General features: G+C 34.1%; 20 protein-coding genes. 15 read left to right on the top strand and 5 right to left on the bottom strand.

What is annotated here, in order from left to right; genetic code table 11:
• Positions 1–170: 170 nt before the first annotated feature.
• Together bioB and ACK4M9_RS04025 are read left to right on the top strand one after the other, a co-directional pair.
• Positions 171–1,172, top strand: a complete 1,002-nt coding sequence (bioB, locus tag ACK4M9_RS04030) for a biotin synthase BioB (RefSeq protein WP_409848281.1) — start codon at positions 171–173, stop codon at positions 1,170–1,172.
• A 131-nt stretch (positions 1,173–1,303) separates the two neighbouring features.
• Positions 1,304–1,588: an NUDIX domain-containing protein gene (locus ACK4M9_RS04025; RefSeq protein ID WP_409848229.1), complete on the top strand. Its 285-nt coding sequence runs from the start codon at positions 1,304–1,306 to the stop codon at positions 1,586–1,588.
• Between the two features lie 434 nt (positions 1,589–2,022).
• Here ACK4M9_RS04025 and ACK4M9_RS04020 read toward each other — a convergent pair whose 3' ends face one another.
• The gene (locus ACK4M9_RS04020) at positions 2,023–2,799 is read right to left on the bottom strand and encodes a class I SAM-dependent methyltransferase (protein WP_409848227.1); all 777 of its coding nucleotides are present in this window, start codon (positions 2,797–2,799) and stop codon (positions 2,023–2,025) included.
• A gap of 571 nt (positions 2,800–3,370) precedes the next feature.
• Entirely contained in the window at positions 3,371–3,859 is a 489-nt protein-coding gene (locus ACK4M9_RS04015; RefSeq protein ID WP_409848226.1) for a CBO0543 family protein, read from the bottom strand.
• A gap of 165 nt (positions 3,860–4,024) precedes the next feature.
• On the opposite strand from ACK4M9_RS04015, the gene ACK4M9_RS04010 reads away from it, so the two are divergent.
• From ACK4M9_RS04010 to ACK4M9_RS03965, 10 genes are all read left to right on the top strand, one after another.
• Entirely contained in the window at positions 4,025–4,678 is a 654-nt protein-coding gene (locus ACK4M9_RS04010; protein WP_409848224.1) for a DUF2306 domain-containing protein, read from the top strand.
• Between the two features lie 60 nt (positions 4,679–4,738).
• A complete protein-coding gene (locus ACK4M9_RS04005) occupies positions 4,739–4,903 on the top strand; it encodes a hypothetical protein (protein ID WP_409848222.1) in 165 nt (54 codons plus the stop codon).
• Positions 4,904–5,475: 572 nt separating this feature from the next.
• Entirely contained in the window at positions 5,476–5,883 is a 408-nt protein-coding gene (locus ACK4M9_RS04000; RefSeq protein WP_409848221.1) for a hypothetical protein, read from the top strand.
• 120 nt (positions 5,884–6,003) lie between these two features.
• Positions 6,004–6,834, top strand: coding sequence for a GNAT family N-acetyltransferase (locus tag ACK4M9_RS03995; RefSeq protein ID WP_409848220.1), 831 nt, complete (start codon positions 6,004–6,006; stop codon positions 6,832–6,834).
• Positions 6,835–7,134: 300 nt separating this feature from the next.
• Entirely contained in the window at positions 7,135–7,554 is a 420-nt protein-coding gene (locus ACK4M9_RS03990; RefSeq protein ID WP_409848219.1) for a hypothetical protein, read from the top strand.
• A gap of 552 nt (positions 7,555–8,106) precedes the next feature.
• Positions 8,107–8,862, top strand: coding sequence for a GNAT family N-acetyltransferase (locus tag ACK4M9_RS03985; RefSeq protein WP_409848217.1), 756 nt, complete (start codon positions 8,107–8,109; stop codon positions 8,860–8,862).
• 147 nt (positions 8,863–9,009) lie between these two features.
• A complete protein-coding gene (locus tag ACK4M9_RS03980; RefSeq protein ID WP_409848216.1) occupies positions 9,010–9,480 on the top strand; it encodes a GNAT family N-acetyltransferase in 471 nt (156 codons plus the stop codon).
• 501 nt (positions 9,481–9,981) lie between these two features.
• Positions 9,982–10,926 (top strand): ParA family protein, encoded by a 945-nt coding sequence (locus ACK4M9_RS03975; RefSeq protein WP_409848215.1) that lies wholly within the window; start codon positions 9,982–9,984, stop codon positions 10,924–10,926.
• Complete coding sequence (locus tag ACK4M9_RS03970; RefSeq protein WP_409848214.1) at positions 10,923–11,309, top strand: hypothetical protein; 387 nt, start codon at positions 10,923–10,925, stop codon at positions 11,307–11,309. The genes ACK4M9_RS03975 and ACK4M9_RS03970 overlap by 4 nt, the downstream gene beginning before the upstream one ends.
• A gap of 417 nt (positions 11,310–11,726) precedes the next feature.
• Entirely contained in the window at positions 11,727–12,377 is a 651-nt protein-coding gene (locus ACK4M9_RS03965; protein ID WP_409848213.1) for a YdeI/OmpD-associated family protein, read from the top strand.
• 278 nt (positions 12,378–12,655) lie between these two features.
• Here ACK4M9_RS03965 and ACK4M9_RS03960 read toward each other — a convergent pair whose 3' ends face one another.
• From ACK4M9_RS03960 to ACK4M9_RS03950, 3 genes are all read right to left on the bottom strand, one after another.
• The gene (locus ACK4M9_RS03960; protein WP_409848212.1) at positions 12,656–12,838 is read right to left on the bottom strand and encodes a YvrJ family protein; all 183 of its coding nucleotides are present in this window, start codon (positions 12,836–12,838) and stop codon (positions 12,656–12,658) included.
• Positions 12,839–12,905: 67 nt separating this feature from the next.
• On the bottom strand, positions 12,906–13,121 hold the full coding sequence (locus tag ACK4M9_RS03955; RefSeq protein ID WP_409848211.1) for a DUF2922 domain-containing protein: 216 nt from the start codon (positions 13,119–13,121) through the stop codon (positions 12,906–12,908).
• A 35-nt stretch (positions 13,122–13,156) separates the two neighbouring features.
• The gene (locus tag ACK4M9_RS03950) at positions 13,157–13,369 is read right to left on the bottom strand and encodes a DUF1659 domain-containing protein (protein WP_409848210.1); all 213 of its coding nucleotides are present in this window, start codon (positions 13,367–13,369) and stop codon (positions 13,157–13,159) included.
• Positions 13,370–13,632: 263 nt separating this feature from the next.
• Here ACK4M9_RS03950 and ACK4M9_RS03945 point away from each other — a divergent pair, with 263 nt between their 5' ends.
• From ACK4M9_RS03945 to ACK4M9_RS03935, 3 genes are all read left to right on the top strand, one after another.
• Positions 13,633–14,160: a sigma-70 family RNA polymerase sigma factor gene (locus ACK4M9_RS03945; RefSeq protein ID WP_409848280.1), complete on the top strand. Its 528-nt coding sequence runs from the start codon at positions 13,633–13,635 to the stop codon at positions 14,158–14,160.
• Positions 14,150–15,160, top strand: a complete 1,011-nt coding sequence (locus ACK4M9_RS03940; protein ID WP_409848209.1) for a DUF4179 domain-containing protein — start codon at positions 14,150–14,152, stop codon at positions 15,158–15,160. The genes ACK4M9_RS03945 and ACK4M9_RS03940 overlap by 11 nt, the downstream gene beginning before the upstream one ends.
• 795 nt (positions 15,161–15,955) lie before the next feature.
• Positions 15,956–16,921, top strand: a complete 966-nt coding sequence (locus tag ACK4M9_RS03935) for a DUF2268 domain-containing putative Zn-dependent protease (RefSeq protein WP_409848208.1) — start codon at positions 15,956–15,958, stop codon at positions 16,919–16,921.
• Positions 16,922–16,981: the final 60 nt, after the last annotated feature.

Genomic DNA, 16,981 nt, shown 5'->3' with positions numbered 1-16,981 from the left:
TTTATATCGATGAAATAAATCACTTTCCAATATCACCCAGATTATGTTAACCTTTAAATAAGGTAGGTTAACATTTCGAAAAGAATTTGCAGGAACTAATGTGAAATAAGGTTCTTACCAATTTTTTTTAAGATTACCAGGTACAAGCCTGTAAAAAAAGGAGAGGTATGATGGATTGGGTACAGTTAGCGCAAGAGGTAATTAACGGGAAAGTGATTAGAGATCATGAAGCGATGAGTATTTTGGATTGTGATGATGATGAGTTGCTACTGTTGCTAAATGGTGCTTTTCAAATTCGGAAGCATTATTTTGGGAAGAAAGTAAAGTTAAATATGATCATTAATGCGAAAAGTGGATATTGTCCTGAAGACTGCGGATATTGTTCTCAATCTTCTATCTCTACTGCCGAGATAGAAAAATATCCATTTATAACGAAAGAAGAGATACTAGAAGGTGCAAAGATTGCTTTTGAAAACAAAGTAGGTACTTACTGTATCGTTGCAAGTGGTAGGGAACCTACTAGAAAAGATGTGAATGTAGTAAGTGAGGCTGTAGAAGAAATTAAGAATATCTATGGCTTAAAGGTTTGTGCCTGTTTAGGTCTCCTAAAGGAAGAACAAGCTGCTCAGTTAAAGGAAGCAGGTGTTGATCGATATAATCATAACCTTAACACTTCAAAGCGCCATCATTCCTACATTACAACTTCACATACGTATGAGGACAGGGTAAATACTGTTGAAATCGCAAAAAAACATGGTATATCACCTTGTTCAGGAGCGATCATTGGAATGAAAGAAACAAAAGAAGATGTCATAGAGATTGCCCGGGCCCTTCACCAGCTAGATGCTGACTCGATACCTGTTAACTTTCTACACGCGATCGATGGAACAAAATTAGAGGGAACAAGCGAATTAAATCCGCGATACTGTTTAAAGGTGTTGGCATTATTTCGTTATATAAATCCAACAAAAGAAATTCGTATCTCAGGAGGTCGCGAGGTTAACCTTGGTAGCTTACAGCCATTAGGTTTATACGCCGCAAACAGCATATTCCTAGGAAACTATCTAACTACCCAAGGCCAGGAATCCAATCAGGATCATAAAATGCTAAGCGATTTAGGATTTGAAATAGAATTGGTCCAAAAGCAGGAAGAGGTATTTTCGAAGTTATAAAAAAAGGGAGATTTGTCCTTGGCTTTATCATGTAATTTTAAGCTATTTCGATAACTCTATGGGTTGGTACACTTAAAGACACGGGGAGTTTTATTCAATTAGTGGTTTACTAAAAAGAGAGGTCTGTTTTAATGGATTACATACATCATTTAAGGTCAATGGTCGGAAACGAGAAGGTTATTATGATTGTTGCGGGTGCATTTGTTTTTGATAAAGAAAATCGAGTGCTGATGCAAAAACGTTCTGATAATGGTCAATGGGGATTTCCAGGTGGATTTATGGATTTAGGAGAAAGCGTTCAAGATACTGCTAAAAGAGAAGTATACGAGGAGACGGGACTTAAATTAGGAGAACTTTCGTTATTTGGGATTTATTCTGGTCCACAATACGACAAGACATTTTCTAATGGTGATTAAGTATCACTGGTTCTAATATCATTTATTTGTAAACAGTTTAGTGGGGAGTTAGTTGAAAGTAACGTGGAGTCCATCCAGAATAAATTCTATTCACTTAAGGAACTTCCAGATAATATATTTACAGAACATAAGATGCTTATTGATGATTTATTATCAAAAAAACAACTTCCCATTATTAGGTAATTATTTGATAAACGGGAAGCGTTAGTGAAATAAGCAAATATGAAAACAAAGGCACGAAGAGCTGATTCTTCATGCCTTTTTAATATGGGATTTATAATGTGATTTCAGTTCAGAAAGATGTGTGTTTTGTTTTGCCGTTTTGCACCTCACAAGTAAACCTGATTATAAAATATCTCGGCGTTTTTTTCATATTTTTATCCCTTGAACTAACGCCTCCATTACTAAAAGTACATTTACTCACATACTAATACCTATTTTACTGCCTTCCAAATTGTCCATCTATCTTTCTCAACTATATTTGTATTGTTTTCTAATGATTTATCTATATGATTAATTAGTAAATTTAACTCTTGGTCATCTAATTCATGTAATATACTTCTTCCAGTTCTTTCACTTAAATCATTTAGTAATTGTTCTTTATTATCATAGACATTTCTTGTTTCCCACACCTTAACTTCTTCAATGTTCTTAAATCCAACTTGCTTCAACATTTCGATTACAAGTTGGCTATTATGTCTCCGACTGGTCTCTTTTTCAATTAACCTTGGAAAGAGTTCAAAAAAATACCCTCTGATGTGAGTATCATCTCCTTTTAATAAACAATCCTCTGGAGTTTTGTCTTGTACAATATAAAAACCACCATCATTTAACAGTCTAAAAGCCTCTTTAAAACAAGAGTTTAAATCCTTTATATGATGGATCAGAGCTCTTTCAAGTAGTAAATCATATTTGTTACTATTTAATCCTGTTTCAAATGCATTACCATGCTTAAATGAAATATTCTTATATGCCTTACAGTTTTCTTTTGCTCCATCAAGTATAGCCTCAGAAAAATCAACTCCTGTTACATAATCTACTCCCATGTCAGATAGAGCTTTAGAGTAAATTCCACCGCCACAACCAATATCTAAAGCATTAGAAATGTCCTCAATGGGAATTAAATTTATCATTGCTTCAATCCATGTTTTGTCAGCGTTCCGAGTTGTATAAGTAATGCTATTCTTCTTACTATGAAAATCAATACCCACTATATATCCCCTCATCTCTAAATTGTATTTTATTCATGCATTTAAATTTCACCCACATGGCAATGAGTATTTTATGCTTATTTTAGTATCCTGCTCGTTGAATAAAGAATTTTCTTATATTAATTTTAACATTAATTCCCATAAATCTTACAAAAATAAATATTCAATTAAATTCACAAAGTAATTAGTACAACTTTCAGTATATAAGATAGAAGGCGGACATAAGTTTATGGGCACTTGCTAAAAAGCTTGCTAAAACAAACGCTAATTTTAAAGTAAATTCCAACCAAACGTTGATTTATTAATAAAAAATAAGCGTACAAAATCATGGCTAATTTGTAAGCTATTTGTAATTCAATTTGTAATTTTCTCTTCCAAAAATAAACCCGTTAGTGAAAATGATGCGATTTTTTTGTTTTGTTAGGGAGTGTTGAAAAACCTGTTAAAAATGTAAAGGTATTAGTGAATCAAAAGAGAGAGTAGTCATTAAATTAATCACTTTAAAGAAAACATCCAATATCGCGGTGTTTTCTTTTTTACATGCCCGTTTTTTTCTAATACGAGGCTTGATCTATGATAATTTTCCAGTGTTCAACTTTCGGATCATAGCAATGATACTTCTACATAGTAGTATCTTTACCATGACACTTATCATTGAATGATGCCAACTCCAGCCCTTTTTCCAAGTAATTAACTTTGTGTATTTCGCTGCAAAAGTCTCAATTATAATCAGCGGAATGACGAAAGGAAATAGTTTAAAAACTAGACCCATTGGCTTACTGTTTAATGTCCATTGATTATAATAAAGTAAAATTAAAGGGTAATGCACAAAGTCAAACGGTAAATGTACTTTTAGACGCGGGAACAATTTTTTCTTGTATCTTAAGTAGCCCCTAGCCACTAGGTAGTAATCTGCAAAATAATTTTCTAGTACGCTTACTATGTAAACTATGATCCAATCCTTTAGTGGGCGTTTAATTATTGCAAAGGGTAAAAGTACCAATCCAGTAATAGTCGTTAATATAAGAAAATAGGATGAACTTTTTGATTCTTTCCGCAATTTTTAGCACCTCCAAGTGTAGTTTTCACATAACAAGGTTAATTATGCGAAAATACCGGTGCCTGGCACCTATTTTTACGATAAAATAAAGATACCAAATTACTAGTATTTTCTGGTATGATTACAAATAAAAGGGAACGTAGTGAGAGGGGCAACGCGAGCTAAATGGGGAAGAAAATAGGGTTTGCTACCATTTTATTTTTAACATTTGTTTTATCGATTTCGGCAATTGTTCGTTATTTTATTTTAGATCCTGTTGAAGGTAATGCAATTCTTATTAGAGAAGGCTTAGAAATGTTTAAAATGGAGAATCAACTATGGAACATTGCAATGTACATTCATATCATGACAGCTGCCTTGCCACTAGTGATTGGTCCGTTTTTATTTGTAAAAAAATGGCGTAATCGTTATTTAGAGCTTCATCGAAATTTCGGGAAAATATATGTGATTATGATTTTGATTAGTTCGATTGTAGGGATTTATTTGTCTTTTTACGCACATGGAGGATTTTTAGCAAAGCTCGGATTTTTGTTATTGAGTCTTGCTTGGATCTATACGACATTTAAAGCTTTCAAGTATATTCGAAACAAACAACAAGTACTGCACGAGGAGTGGATGTACCGTAGCTACGCGGTGACATTTGCTGCGCTTACGTTTCGGGTGTGGTCAGCGATTGTAGGCTATTCATTAGATAACTTCACAGTTGGTTATGTAGCAGCGATTTGGTTAAGTTGGGTTGTAAATCTAATTGCCATTGAACTCTGGATTCGCTTTAAACATCGCAAAGGAACAACGTTGCCAGGGAACCACAGCGTTTGAAGGATGCAGGATTAAATAGAAAAGTGGTGAGCAGTGATGATGTTTGAAGAGTCTATTTTTATGTTAATTCTGGTCCCAGTTTCGTTAGGAATAATTTTTCTGATTGTTCAAAGCTTAATTGATCGTTCAATAAAGCAATTTAAAATTATGGAATATGAATTTAAAATTACAGAACTTGAAAGCAGATTAGAAAAATTAGAAAAGTTAAATAAAGAATACAGTTAAACAGGAGCTGGTGATAGTTTAATTAATAATTGCAGAAAATGTCTATAAAGGTGTTTGCAGGACATGAACTCCTAGATACTGTAAAATCCAGTCTGCAAATAGTAGTTTGTAGGACACTAATTCCTAATATCTGTAAAATTAAGTCTACAAATAGCAGTTTGTAGGACACTAATTCCTAATATCTGTAAAACTCAGTCTACAAATAGCAGTTTGTAGGACACTAATTCCTAATATCTGTAAAATCCAGTCTACAAATAGCAGTTTGCAGGACACGAAATCCTAATATTTGTAAAATCCAGTCCGCAAAAAGTAGTTTGCAGGACACGAACTCCTAATATCTGTAAAACTCAGTCCACAAATAGTAGTTTGCAGGACACGGACTCCTAGAAACTGTAAAATCCAGTCTACAAATAGTAGTTTGCTGGACACGAAATCCTAATATCTGTAAAACTCAGTCCACAAATAGTAGTTTGTAGGACACGAACTCCTAATATCTGTAAAACTCAGTCCACAAATAGTAGTTTGTAGGAGACCTTGGAAGAACTATAAAAAACTCGGTAAGGGGGATCATTTTGAAGAAAGTAGCTGTTTTCACCTTTATTTTAATAGTTTTCGTATTAGTAGGATGTGGCAAAAGCTTTTTTGAACGGAATACAGACTTAGAAAAAGCAGTTTATTCACTTGTTGAAGATACAAATAATACGGATATAGAACTTAATTCTGTAACTAATTTTAATTGGGATAAAGCATTTTTATTTGAGCCTTATACTATACAGGAAACTATAACGAAAGAAACAGGCGTTGATTACAAAGACCCAAGTAATATTGGAATGAGAGATGACATATATCTTTTGGTTTTTCTTAACGAAAATAAAGTTGTTCATTTTGCAGAAATCAATCGTCAAAAATGCAGTTTTACAATTGGAGAAAGTGAGTATCTTACACCAACTAATGACTTAATAACTATTGTACGACATTGATGCGAAGTTTTCTTAAAAGGTCGCAAGCGATTGCTTAACTAGCAGCTGTCGCTATTACTATTTTAGTGAATGGAAAGAGAGAGTAGTCATCAGATCATTCTTACGTTAGGGTGGTAATTTATGATTTCAGAGTTAGACAAGTCTCAATTTTATAAGTGCTTACATTTGTTAAATGAACGAGGACAATTAGAAGCAAAAGCAGTGATAGAAGGAGTAAATCCTGGTCGTGTATTTGTAGATGATATTATTTCGCCTACTACTGGACTTATTTGGTTAGGGAATAATGATGGTTTTTTCTTTATTGGAGATGAGCAAAATGAGGGGTTCAATAACGAATTAAATAGTTTTGTTGATAGAATAATCATCCCAGAAGCAAAAATAGTAGGATTGAATTATTTTGAAGGAATAGGCAATCACAGTAAGTGGAATACAACGATAAAAAAAGTTTTTGAACACCGTAAATTAGGCAGTTGGAATCAGAGGGTGTATATTTTACAAAAAGGAGATTTTAAAGAGAAAGATAACCATCCAGTTCTAGAAGGATATATGATTGTTAAAATTAGTGAAACACTCTTTAAGAATACTGATGACTCAATTAGTAACATTGAGTTTTTACGATCAAAAATAGTAGAATTTTGGTCAACGCCTGAGAAGTTTTTTAGTAATGGTATAGGTTACTGCATGGTGTACAAAAACGAAATTGTAAGTGTTTGTTTCTCAGGGTTTGTTGTTGGTAATGTACACTGCGTAGATATTGAAACACTAGAAGCCCATCAAGGAAAAAAGTTAGCACAAATAGTGGCTAGTTCTTATGTAAAAGATTGTCTAGATCATCGTATTGTTCCTTATTGGGATTGTATGGAATCGAACAAGCCATCCATATCAGTTGCAGAAAACTTAGGTTTTAAAAATGTATTTAATTACATTGGATATGAGTTTCCGTTAAATTAATTTTTCTTAGAAAGCCAGTTCATATTGAACTGGTTTTTCTGCAGTCTATAAACTGGAGCAGTTCCCGTTATTGTATTTAGTTTTCCATGCTTTCGTGGACTGCCAATCGGATTAAAGAGGTTTAATTTCGATAAATTTTGACTTTATTTACGAACATACGTTTTGTATAATATTGTTAGTAGATAAACTCTTCAGTGGTGATGCTTGTTCTTATGTCTTCTTTCTATTAAAAATTCTTTTATCGTATTTAGTAGTTCTCTTTTTGATGATATAATTAAAAAATCTAATGGAGGTCGAAAAATGAACGAGGAACTAAAAGAATTGTTACGGTCGGTGTTAAAGGAAGAATTAGAGCCAATCCATAAGCAACTAGGAAGTTTTGAGCAGCGTTTCGAACGGATTGATGAAAGGTTTGATGCTGTAGATCAAAAATTCGTTAGGATTGATGAAAGGTTTGATGTGGTAGATCAACAATTCGTTAGTATTGATGAAAGGTTTAATGGTGTAGATCTAAGATTAGAAAAGATCGAAATCGATGTAGGAAACCTAAAAGACAACCTTATCAATGGACTTGGACCTTATTTTGAGCAAATAACTTCACATATTGATGAAGTAAAAGAAGTAACAAAAACTCACCAAATCATGATTGAAACCTTATCAGCACGTTCTATACAACACGAAAGTGAAATAAAAGAAATCAAAAGATTACTAAAGAATTAAGGCTGCCACTGGTACGCCTCGAAGATATTTTTTAGGATGGAATTAGGGAATAATTTAGAAGGAAAACAAGGAACAAGTCTTTCTTTAACGTGTTCGGTTATGAAGTAGAGAAAACAACAAGTAAGTTGACAATAAACTAACATAACAAAAAAGCGGTGGACTGATATAGTAACGGGTTCTGTTTCCTATCGCAAACATTAAAAATGTATGAGTAATTGACCGTCAAAATTTGCCGATTGATGGTCAATTTTTGTTGATGTAAAAGATTTTCCTTTATTTAAACAGAAGATGTATCAAAAATGCTAAACAAAATATCCTATACACCAACCAGTGTATAAGGACATTTTTATATACATTTCACATACATCAAGTCGTACATTAAAATACACTAATTAAGAAAATTGGTTATTTAAGGTATTCTAGCAATATATGTTAAAATAAGTTTAGAGATTGTGAACAAAGTTACTTAAATAATGAAAAGGTTTGTGAAAGACAACTATGAAATTCTTAAATGATAATTGTGAAATTATTAGGAAAGGTTTGATAGGGAGTATGGAATATATTCAAATCACAAAAAACAATATTGAAAATGAGCACATTTGCTGTGCTTTAGGTGCAAAGCAATACGAGAAGGCAGTAGTTGATAAGAAGCAATGGTTGAGGGAGAGAATGGATGACGGATTATTTTTTTATCGTTTAAATGAACGTGCTAAAGTATTTATTGAGTATTTGCCTGCGGAGATGGCGTGGTTTCCTATTGAAGCACCTAATTATATGTATATCAATTGTCTATGGGTTTCAGGAAAATACAAAAATAACGGATATGCAAAAAAACTGTTGGATTATTGCAAGAGAGATGCAATCGCTCGTGGAATGGATGGGATTGTACATATAGTAGGAAAGAAAAAGTTCCCTTATTTAAGTGATAAACGTTTCTTTGAACATTTGGGATTTGAGATAGTAGATCAAACAGAACCCTATTTTCAATTAGTGGCCTTAAAGTTGAATAAACAAGCTGCTATTCCTTCATTTAAAAAACGAACGAAGATTTCTTTAAAAGAAGATGGTTTGTCTATTTATTACACCGCTCAGTGTCCATTTGCTGTAGGAATAGTAGATGAACTCAGAAAAGTAGCTGAAAATAAAGGAATTACCTTTAATGCTCATAGGATAACAACAAAAGAAGAAGCTCAAAATTCACCAGCAGTATGGACGACTTTTAGTCTGTTTAATAATGGGAAATTCATCACACATGAAATGATGAGTCCAAACAAGTTTAACAAACTACTTACAGAACTATATAGATAACAGTGATACCGTTATCTAATTTTTATGATCAAAGAACAAATAGATAATAATTTATGAAAAATGCACTTAAGGTGAATGCTTTAATTTCATTAACTTCGGAGGGGTGCACGGAAATATAATGGTTAGTTGCCCTTGGAGGAGAGATTAATGCAACAATTATTGGTAAGGGATATGAATGAATTTTTTGCAAAGGAAATATTAAATTGGAAATATGAATTTCCTTATGATATTTATAACCTTACTCCTGATTCAATTAAAGAATTAATTGAGAATGATTATTATTGTGTTATTGACAAGATTAATGAAGAAGGCTTGGTTGGTTTTTTTTGTATTGGAGATTCTGCACAAGTACCCACTGGTTCCCAATTTGGTGCTTATCCAAAAGGGTTTGTTGATATTGGAATTGGCATGAAACCTGAATTAACAGGTAGAGGTAATGGAAAAGACTTTTTTTCTTTTATTCTAAACCAAATACAAAAAAACGCTTATACACCACTTCGTTTAACCGTTGCCAACTTTAATCATAGAGCTATTCATCTGTATGAGAAATTTGGCTTTGTTAAGACTCTTGAATTTACGAATGGGTCTACTGGATTTATCACAATGGTGAAGAGATGAATTTTCAGTTTAAGAACTCGTTAACTGGTGCTATGTATGGTTGCTCGTCCCCTTTTTATTACATGTTCTGAACATTATCTGCTAGTTATGAGACTTCTACTAATTACTATGGTAACTAGCGTGTTATTCACCATAAAAATATTAATAAAACAGCTATATATCAATAAAAAAGGGATATCAATTACTCTGCTAATTGGTTTCCCTTTTTTATTAGCTTTTTAAAATTTTTCTACTCGAAAACCGAACTTTTAGTCTTTCCTTTTTGTATTTTTCACAAAAATGAAAGAGAAGAGACATTTGTATGATCAATTTTATTACAAACAATGTAATAGGTAAAATGAAATCCCATGGGACACCACTACCAATAACCAGGACAGGTAATGCCATTTCTCAACTATTTCACCAAGAAAATTAGGACTAGCCTTATCTGTGTAAGTCAGAATGATTGTTTCAAAGAGGGAATAATCTGTAAGGTAGACACCAATTTTTGGGAGGGATTGGATGATTTGTTCGGTGATTAATTATAAAGGCGGGGTGGGAAAAACAACTGTCACAGCTAATATAGCTGCTCAATTAGCTGCAGAAGGGAATAAGGTATTGTTGGTTGACCTTGACCCGCAAACGAATTTAACGTTTTCGTTTGTTAGAGTTGATGAGTGGATGCGAGATTACCAAGATCGTACGATTAAAAAGTGGTACGATTCTTTCATTGATAGTGACCAAGAGTTACATTTAGAGGATCTCGTCATTCGACCGTTTCGAGTTAATGAGCGGTTAAGGGACATGAATTCGTCTGGGAGCATTGATTTAATTTCATCACATTTAGGTCTTATTAATGTTGATTTAGAACTTAGTGCAAAGCTTTGGGGCGGGAGCGAGCGATCTAACCGTAGAAATTTCCTAGTTGTGTACTCACGGTTAAAAGAGGGACTAAAGCAGCTAGAAGCTCAGAATTATGATTATATTTTCATCGATTGTCCACCAAACTTTAATGTAGTCACAAAAACAGCCATTGTTTCAAGTGAGATATTATTAGTCCCAGCAAGACCTGATTATTTATCGACCATCGGGATTGAACAGCTGCAAAGGCATGCAAAAGAGCTAGTGTCGGAGTACAACAATAAATTGGAAAAGGATGAATTAGGAACTGAATTTGAAACGATTGAACCAGCCTTAGCAGGCGTCATTTTTACAATGGTTGAAAAGCGTAAGGGTGAGCCAATTTCTGCGCTAAGACAATATATTGAACAGGTTATCCATCAGGAAATTCCTGCCTTTGAAACCGTTGTTCGAGAAAATAAAACGATTTATTCAGACGCACCTGCTCTAGGGGTACCAGTAGTACTGCAGCGTGTTAGTGGTGACACTTACCGAGATATTCAAACTGAACTGAAGAAGCTTACAGAAGAATTTCAACAACGAACAAGGATAGGAGGAAGGTTATGAAGGCTGAAATCCTGCAATCCATTCAATTAATTGCCAAAACAATCGCTAATTTATCGGACGAGGAACTAAAGAAATTACTAAACGGCGAGGCGAAGCTAATCTACAGTGAGAGCGAGCTCGTTCAAAAGGTAGAGAAAAAGCAAGTTGTATCGTCCCATCCAGTATTCGAGCAATTAAGAGAGCTTAACAACCGCGAAGCAGCGACGAAATTATTATCCCAAAAATCCATTCTCAAAAAAGACTTAATTGAGATCGCTTCTACCTTTAAGGTACATATAAATAAAAATGACACAAAAGCGAAGCTCATTGAAAAAATTGTAGAAGCGACTGTCGGTGTCGCCTTACGTTCACAAGCTATTAAGGAAACAGCTGTGAAGAGGTGAGGAGAAAGGTATAGTCGATTAGAATTGATGAGTATTCCTAAGCATATACAAGAAAAGTACCAGTAACGGTCTAAAAAGTCGTAACTGGTACTTTTTATGTTTATTTAAATAATAGGGGGAAGCACAGGGACGGTTCTTTTGCTTCATCTACCTACTAGATTGGAAGCACTAGAACCGTCCCCGTGCTTCCCCCGTGCTTCCACTCAGATCCAAATAGGTTTTTGATTGCTTGTCTATTTTTGTTAGAATAGAATTAGATGTAGTTATTGTTCGACAAACTTAGATTAGACCGATTGGATAAACCGTGCATGTAGCCTGAAAATATTGGTGATAATTTTCATGGGAGCTGCATTTCTAAAAGAGAGGAAATTAGTTTTACGGTTTAATTTTGGTTTAAAAAGGACAAAGGAGTTTACGATGACAATTATTAACAAGTTAAATCTGACTAAGTACACTAATATGGCGGTAATTAATGAACCATCTGATTATGATTTATTTACAAGTGCTAAGACAACATTAACTGGGGACCATGATGCAATTTTTATTTTTGTAGAAACAATTGATGAAATGGTAGAGCATACAGAGAAGGTATTAAAAGAGCAACTCTTGGCTCAGAAAGGGTACTTATTTTTTGCATACCCGAAAAAAGGCAATAAGAGATATGATACATACGTTCACCGAGATGAGATTTTTCCAGCTATGAAGGTTGGGGAAGATGGCTATGTTGATCATAGTGATTTGAAGTTCTCCCGTATGGTAAGCATGGATGATATTTTCACTGTTGTTGGTTTGAAACGGGAGAAAAAGAAAGAGAAACAATCGACAAAAGCAAGTCAATGTGTAGCTGATTATCAAGATAACGTATTAGACGTCGAAAAACTATTAGCAGAATACCCAAATGAGTTAGCCTTTTATCAAAAATTAACCCCGGGCTACCAAAGAGATTGGGCTCGCTATATTTTTTCTGCAAAACAACAGAAAACACGCGATAAACGCCATCATGAGATGGTTGATGTTTTACGCCAAGGATTTAAATCAATGGACTTATTTCGGCAACAGCAGAAATAAGCTAGCAGGGAGACGTGCTAGCAACACTGGGCATTATGAAATGAACAAGAGGAAACGGTGTCATAAGAAAAATAGGTTCTGCATCGTCAAAACCAATATTACACCAAAATAGGTTTTGACTTGGATTCTATAATTAAAAATAAAATTGCTTAGTTCATTTTGAACTAAGCAATTTTTATATTCCAGTTGTTTAAGAAGAACTTGTTGGTAAAAACTTATTCATTAATAAAGTTATTGTCTAAAGTTTTTTAAAATAATCAAGCAGCTTTATACTGGCTTTACACCTTCAATTTCAATTGTTTTTTCGTCTCATCAGTGCTAGGTATGGTTTGGAGGATTGTTGCTAAATGCTTAACGGAATCGTTGAGAAGATCGAGCTTAGCTTCGATCCGATAAAGTAAATACAACGTCACCATGACTGGGAACCCGTATTCGCTAATGACTGGAAGCCACATTTCCATGAGATATCGCTCCTTTCTACTAAATTAAAAGGGGAGAAACATTTGCTTCTCCCCGGTGTTGTTATGACTAGATTTGAATTGCGGAAACGTTGCGCTCGACAATTCTTGCTGCGTATTTGCTAACAAGAGCACCGCCTGAGGAGACAAATGCTTGTTGAGCAATGACTTGATCCATGACATGGGCTACTAATGCTGGATCAAGCGGCTCAATCGGACTGTCTAACGAAATCGTTACGTTTTTACCTGCTTCGTTTTTGAAAATAAGTTCAATTTTCTTAGCCATCTAAGTTCACCTCCGTTTGTTTAATTTTAAAAAAATTAGTTAAAGACATCGTACATGTTGCTTCGTGTGACTGTTTCTAACGTAAATTCTTGCAATGAAGCAAGAGCTTCTGCCGTCTTCTTCAGTTGTTCGTTCGTCGCTGTGTTGTCAACGTTTGAAAACGTCTTTGTTTTAAAAACCTCTTTGCCGTCTTCATCAACACCTCCGTAAAAGTGAAGAGTTAAACGAGAGTGTAAAATGTTTTCCATTGTGATCACCTCCTTCACTATATAAATACAAAGAAAAGGAGAAAAGGGGGACAAGCGGGAGTGGGTTATTTATTTACCTAATAGTCACAAGCTTTAAGAATACACTCTTCTGTATTACTTAATTTTTTGATAGATTTAGATACATAACGCTAGGTATATAAAGTAATCGTGGACGTTTTTTTTGTAAAAACAGTTTTAATAAACTTAAGCCAAATTAGACTTTGATTTGTCTAATAGATGTAAGACGCAAAAAGAAAGGGTGAATTCCAATTATTAGATTAGTCAAAAAAGCTCAAAAAGGTAACGACAAAGCCTTTTTAAAGCTTTTCCAGCAATATGAAGAAGACATTTATCGAATGGCATTTGTCTATGTAAAAAATAAAGACGATGCTTTAGATGTTGTTCAAGAAGTAGCTTATCAATCTTTTAAAAAGATTGATACATTGAGAAAACCAGAGTATTTTAAGACCTGGTTAATGAAAATTACAATGAACTGTGCAACGAATGTAATTAGGAAAAATAAAAAAGTGGTTTTTCTTAAACCAGAATTTGAGGAAATTATTGGAACAGAGGATGAAGATATTCTCTTTTCTATCTCATTACAAGAATTGATAGATGGATTGGAAGAGGATGAAAAAAGCATTGTTCTGTTAAAGTTTTATCACAACCATACATTTAAAGAAATATCTGAGATATTGGACATACCACTTGGAACGGCAAAATCAATTCTTTATCGTGCATTAGATAAGCTTCGTAAACATTTTAAGGAGGGGGATATTTGTGAACAATAATATAAATCAAGAATTACAAAAAATAAAAATTCCAAAAGATTTACATGAGAGGTCTAAATTGGGTGTGAAAAAAGCCAAAGCAGAGCAACAAAAAAGAAGAATTAAATCTCCATTAGTAGCAGCAGTTATTTTAGGGTTATCTATCACTTCAGTTGCTTTTGCGATGCCATCTATTGCATCACAACTTCCATTTATGGACAACTTCATTACTTTTTTTGATGATAAAAAGCAAGACTATGAGAATTTTGAGAAGTTCTCGACTGAAATCGGTCTCGTACAATCAAGTAATGGTATTACGGTCATGATTGACAATGCCGTATTTGATGGCACAAATGTTACAGTGTCTTACGCAATTGAAACTGATCATAATTTTGATGGATTTATACAGGTACGTGAACCGTTTTATGTTCCCGAAAAAGGTGGTAGTAGCGGCACAGGTAGGATTACGAAAATTAATGAAAATCGCTTTGTGGGATTGTCAACTTTCACCCCAATCTTAAGAGACAACCAACAACAAGAAACAATCGAGGTCATTTGGGAGCCAGAAGCATTTTACAGTCCAACAAATGATTTAGAAGTAAAAGGGGATTGGTCATTTTCCTTTTCATTGAACCGCTTAGAAGGCGATTTGCGACTAGTTAATCAAACCGTGCAGCATGAGGCGGTAAGTTTTACACTTCAATCTGTTGAGTTCACCGATGTATCCACAGTGATTAACTATGAACAAGTGGTATTAGAAGAACTGCTTAAAGTATGGGCAAGTGTGACACCAGTTTTTCATGTAACTGATGACCTCGGTCATGTGTACATGAATGGATCTGCAGGCGCTGGATGGACAGCTGATGACTACAAAACATTTAAAGGAACGAGCGACTTTGGTAGGGTTAAAGAGGGAGCGAGCAAACTCATCATTCAGCCTATTCAAATTGCTAGTTCCAATTACGGAAAAGGTCATACGAAACTTGAGCTTGAGCCTATTGTCATCGACCTAAAAAAATAATATGAATTTATGATTCTGAGTCATTGTTTTTAAAGGAGCGTTATTTTACAACAATTAGAAGGCATGGAGAATTTTTTCCATGCCTTTATTTAATGTATATAATACAGTGGTTTAAAACTATATTATTTATGCGATTTCAAATGTTACTCTGCGATTTATGATTTTGCAATTTACAAGTTAATCTTTTAACAACAATGTAGTAAGTTCTTAAAAAAAATTTTCATCTTCAACTAAGGCACTTCGAGCGATAGATCTGAATTTAATAGAAAAGTTTATTTTGTTCAATATAAACTTTCCAATAAGATTAACGGCAATTCCCACAAATATTAGGCGTTTGTTCTCCACGGTATGAGTCATTCATTCTTTTTCCGCACGAAGAGCACATTTTTGTATTTTCCTTCGTACCAGTGTATGAACCGTAATTTTCATAATGAATATCCGAAAACTTACGTAAAATATAAAAAAACAAAAAAACGAATAATGAAATAATCATAATTTCAAAAAGAATTTGAAAAACCTCCCTCGTTAGTTCATTAATTCACAAACTATACCATTCGACTAATTATACCATAATAATTTTCATTGAATACCTAAATAAAATTGAACAAAACAAATGAATAGCTTATTAGATATTTTGGTGCTGTGAAAAAGGTAAATCATTTTTCTTAAGAAAAGGTCAATAACCAATTTCATTTTTATAGTCCTTTTATAAGCAACTGCTTAACCATTTCCTGGAACCTTTTTTCTTTCTATTCGTAGATAGTAGGAACTTTCATTAGAAAAAGGAGTTGGCTCATGAGAAAACAAAACTATGAAATCTTCTTCCTAATTATAATAATCTTACTGTTTCTTGGATGCGAGCGCACAGTTGTTGAAACGAAAGTTGCTGAGGACGGGATAACTATTCGAAGTTTTTCCCATACAACGAGTGAAGTTGATCAACAGTTTACGATTGTATCTGCATACGAAGGTATTGAAGAGTACATTACCCAAGTGAGAAATGACGAAAATTCAAATTTGAGGGCTGTATTTAAGGAGACCGTCATTATACCAGTGTGGGATGCTTGTTTCAGAGACGGGGAATACCTTGAATTAATGATGCCTTATTTTAATACGGTCGAAGGCTACGATAACTTAGATCATTTAGAAATTCAGATTGGGAAGATGAAGTCGGCCGATTTAGAAGAACAAATTGAAGAGGCGTTACTCAAATCAGCTCAATTGTTACCTGGTCCAGATACGACAGTTTGTGTTTTACCCAGGTTGTCAACGGTTGAATTTGCAGGTGTCAATGTAGGTTCTGGTAAAATTACACTCTTATATGATGATCGTTATATTAGTTCCAATGAGGAGTTAGGTGGAATTGTCGCTCATGAATATCATCATAGTGTTTGGACAAGTAGACATTATACAGGTCAGCCTTTTTACTTGTTGAAATACTTAATTTTTGAAGGGAGGGCAGAAGCATTTAAACATATGCTATATCCAAATGCATGGCTTCCTTCATATTCAACCAACAATGAAGAAGAATACTGGAACAAACTAAATGATTTTTTAACAATCGATGCATATAATCCTCAGTTTACCAATTCAGTGATGTTTGGTGGCGAAGGCTTTCCAAGTTATTTCGGTTACGCTCTCGGGTTTCAAATTGTTCAAGATTTTCTCGAAAATAACCCTATTTTAACCGTTGAAGAGTGGACAGCATTGAATCCTGAAGAATTATTGGAAAGAAGCGGCTTTGAGGATCGATTTGATTAGTATCTCTTTTGGAGCGGATCTGGTCAAGTCAACAGGGTAAAATAAAGGTGAGATGAGTAT

Origin of the sequence: Anaerobacillus sp., assembly GCF_046314235.1 — a bacterium.
GTDB lineage: Bacteria > Bacillota > Bacilli > Bacillales > Anaerobacillaceae > Anaerobacillus.
This window is presented reverse-complemented; position numbering and strand designations above follow the sequence as displayed.

Coding starts and splice junctions, on each gene's coding strand:
- bioB (WP_409848281.1), top strand. CDS start 171: ATGGATTGGGTACAGTTAGCGCAAGAGGTAATTAACGGGAAAGTGATT.
- ACK4M9_RS03985 (WP_409848217.1), top strand. CDS start 8,107: ATGGAATATATTCAAATCACAAAAAACAATATTGAAAATGAGCACATT.
- ACK4M9_RS04010 (WP_409848224.1), top strand. CDS start 4,025: ATGGGGAAGAAAATAGGGTTTGCTACCATTTTATTTTTAACATTTGTT.
- ACK4M9_RS03965 (WP_409848213.1), top strand. CDS start 11,727: ATGACAATTATTAACAAGTTAAATCTGACTAAGTACACTAATATGGCG.
- ACK4M9_RS03955 (WP_409848211.1), bottom strand. CDS start 13,121: ATGGCTAAGAAAATTGAACTTATTTTCAAAAACGAAGCAGGTAAAAAC.
- ACK4M9_RS03960 (WP_409848212.1), bottom strand. CDS start 12,838: ATGGAAATGTGGCTTCCAGTCATTAGCGAATACGGGTTCCCAGTCATG.
- ACK4M9_RS03970 (WP_409848214.1), top strand. CDS start 10,923: ATGAAGGCTGAAATCCTGCAATCCATTCAATTAATTGCCAAAACAATC.
- ACK4M9_RS03935 (WP_409848208.1), top strand. CDS start 15,956: ATGAGAAAACAAAACTATGAAATCTTCTTCCTAATTATAATAATCTTA.
- ACK4M9_RS04025 (WP_409848229.1), top strand. CDS start 1,304: ATGGATTACATACATCATTTAAGGTCAATGGTCGGAAACGAGAAGGTT.
- ACK4M9_RS03980 (WP_409848216.1), top strand. CDS start 9,010: ATGCAACAATTATTGGTAAGGGATATGAATGAATTTTTTGCAAAGGAA.
- ACK4M9_RS04005 (WP_409848222.1), top strand. CDS start 4,739: ATGTTAATTCTGGTCCCAGTTTCGTTAGGAATAATTTTTCTGATTGTT.
- ACK4M9_RS03950 (WP_409848210.1), bottom strand. CDS start 13,369: ATGGAAAACATTTTACACTCTCGTTTAACTCTTCACTTTTACGGAGGT.
- ACK4M9_RS03995 (WP_409848220.1), top strand. CDS start 6,004: ATGATTTCAGAGTTAGACAAGTCTCAATTTTATAAGTGCTTACATTTG.
- ACK4M9_RS03975 (WP_409848215.1), top strand. CDS start 9,982: ATGATTTGTTCGGTGATTAATTATAAAGGCGGGGTGGGAAAAACAACT.
- ACK4M9_RS03990 (WP_409848219.1), top strand. CDS start 7,135: ATGAACGAGGAACTAAAAGAATTGTTACGGTCGGTGTTAAAGGAAGAA.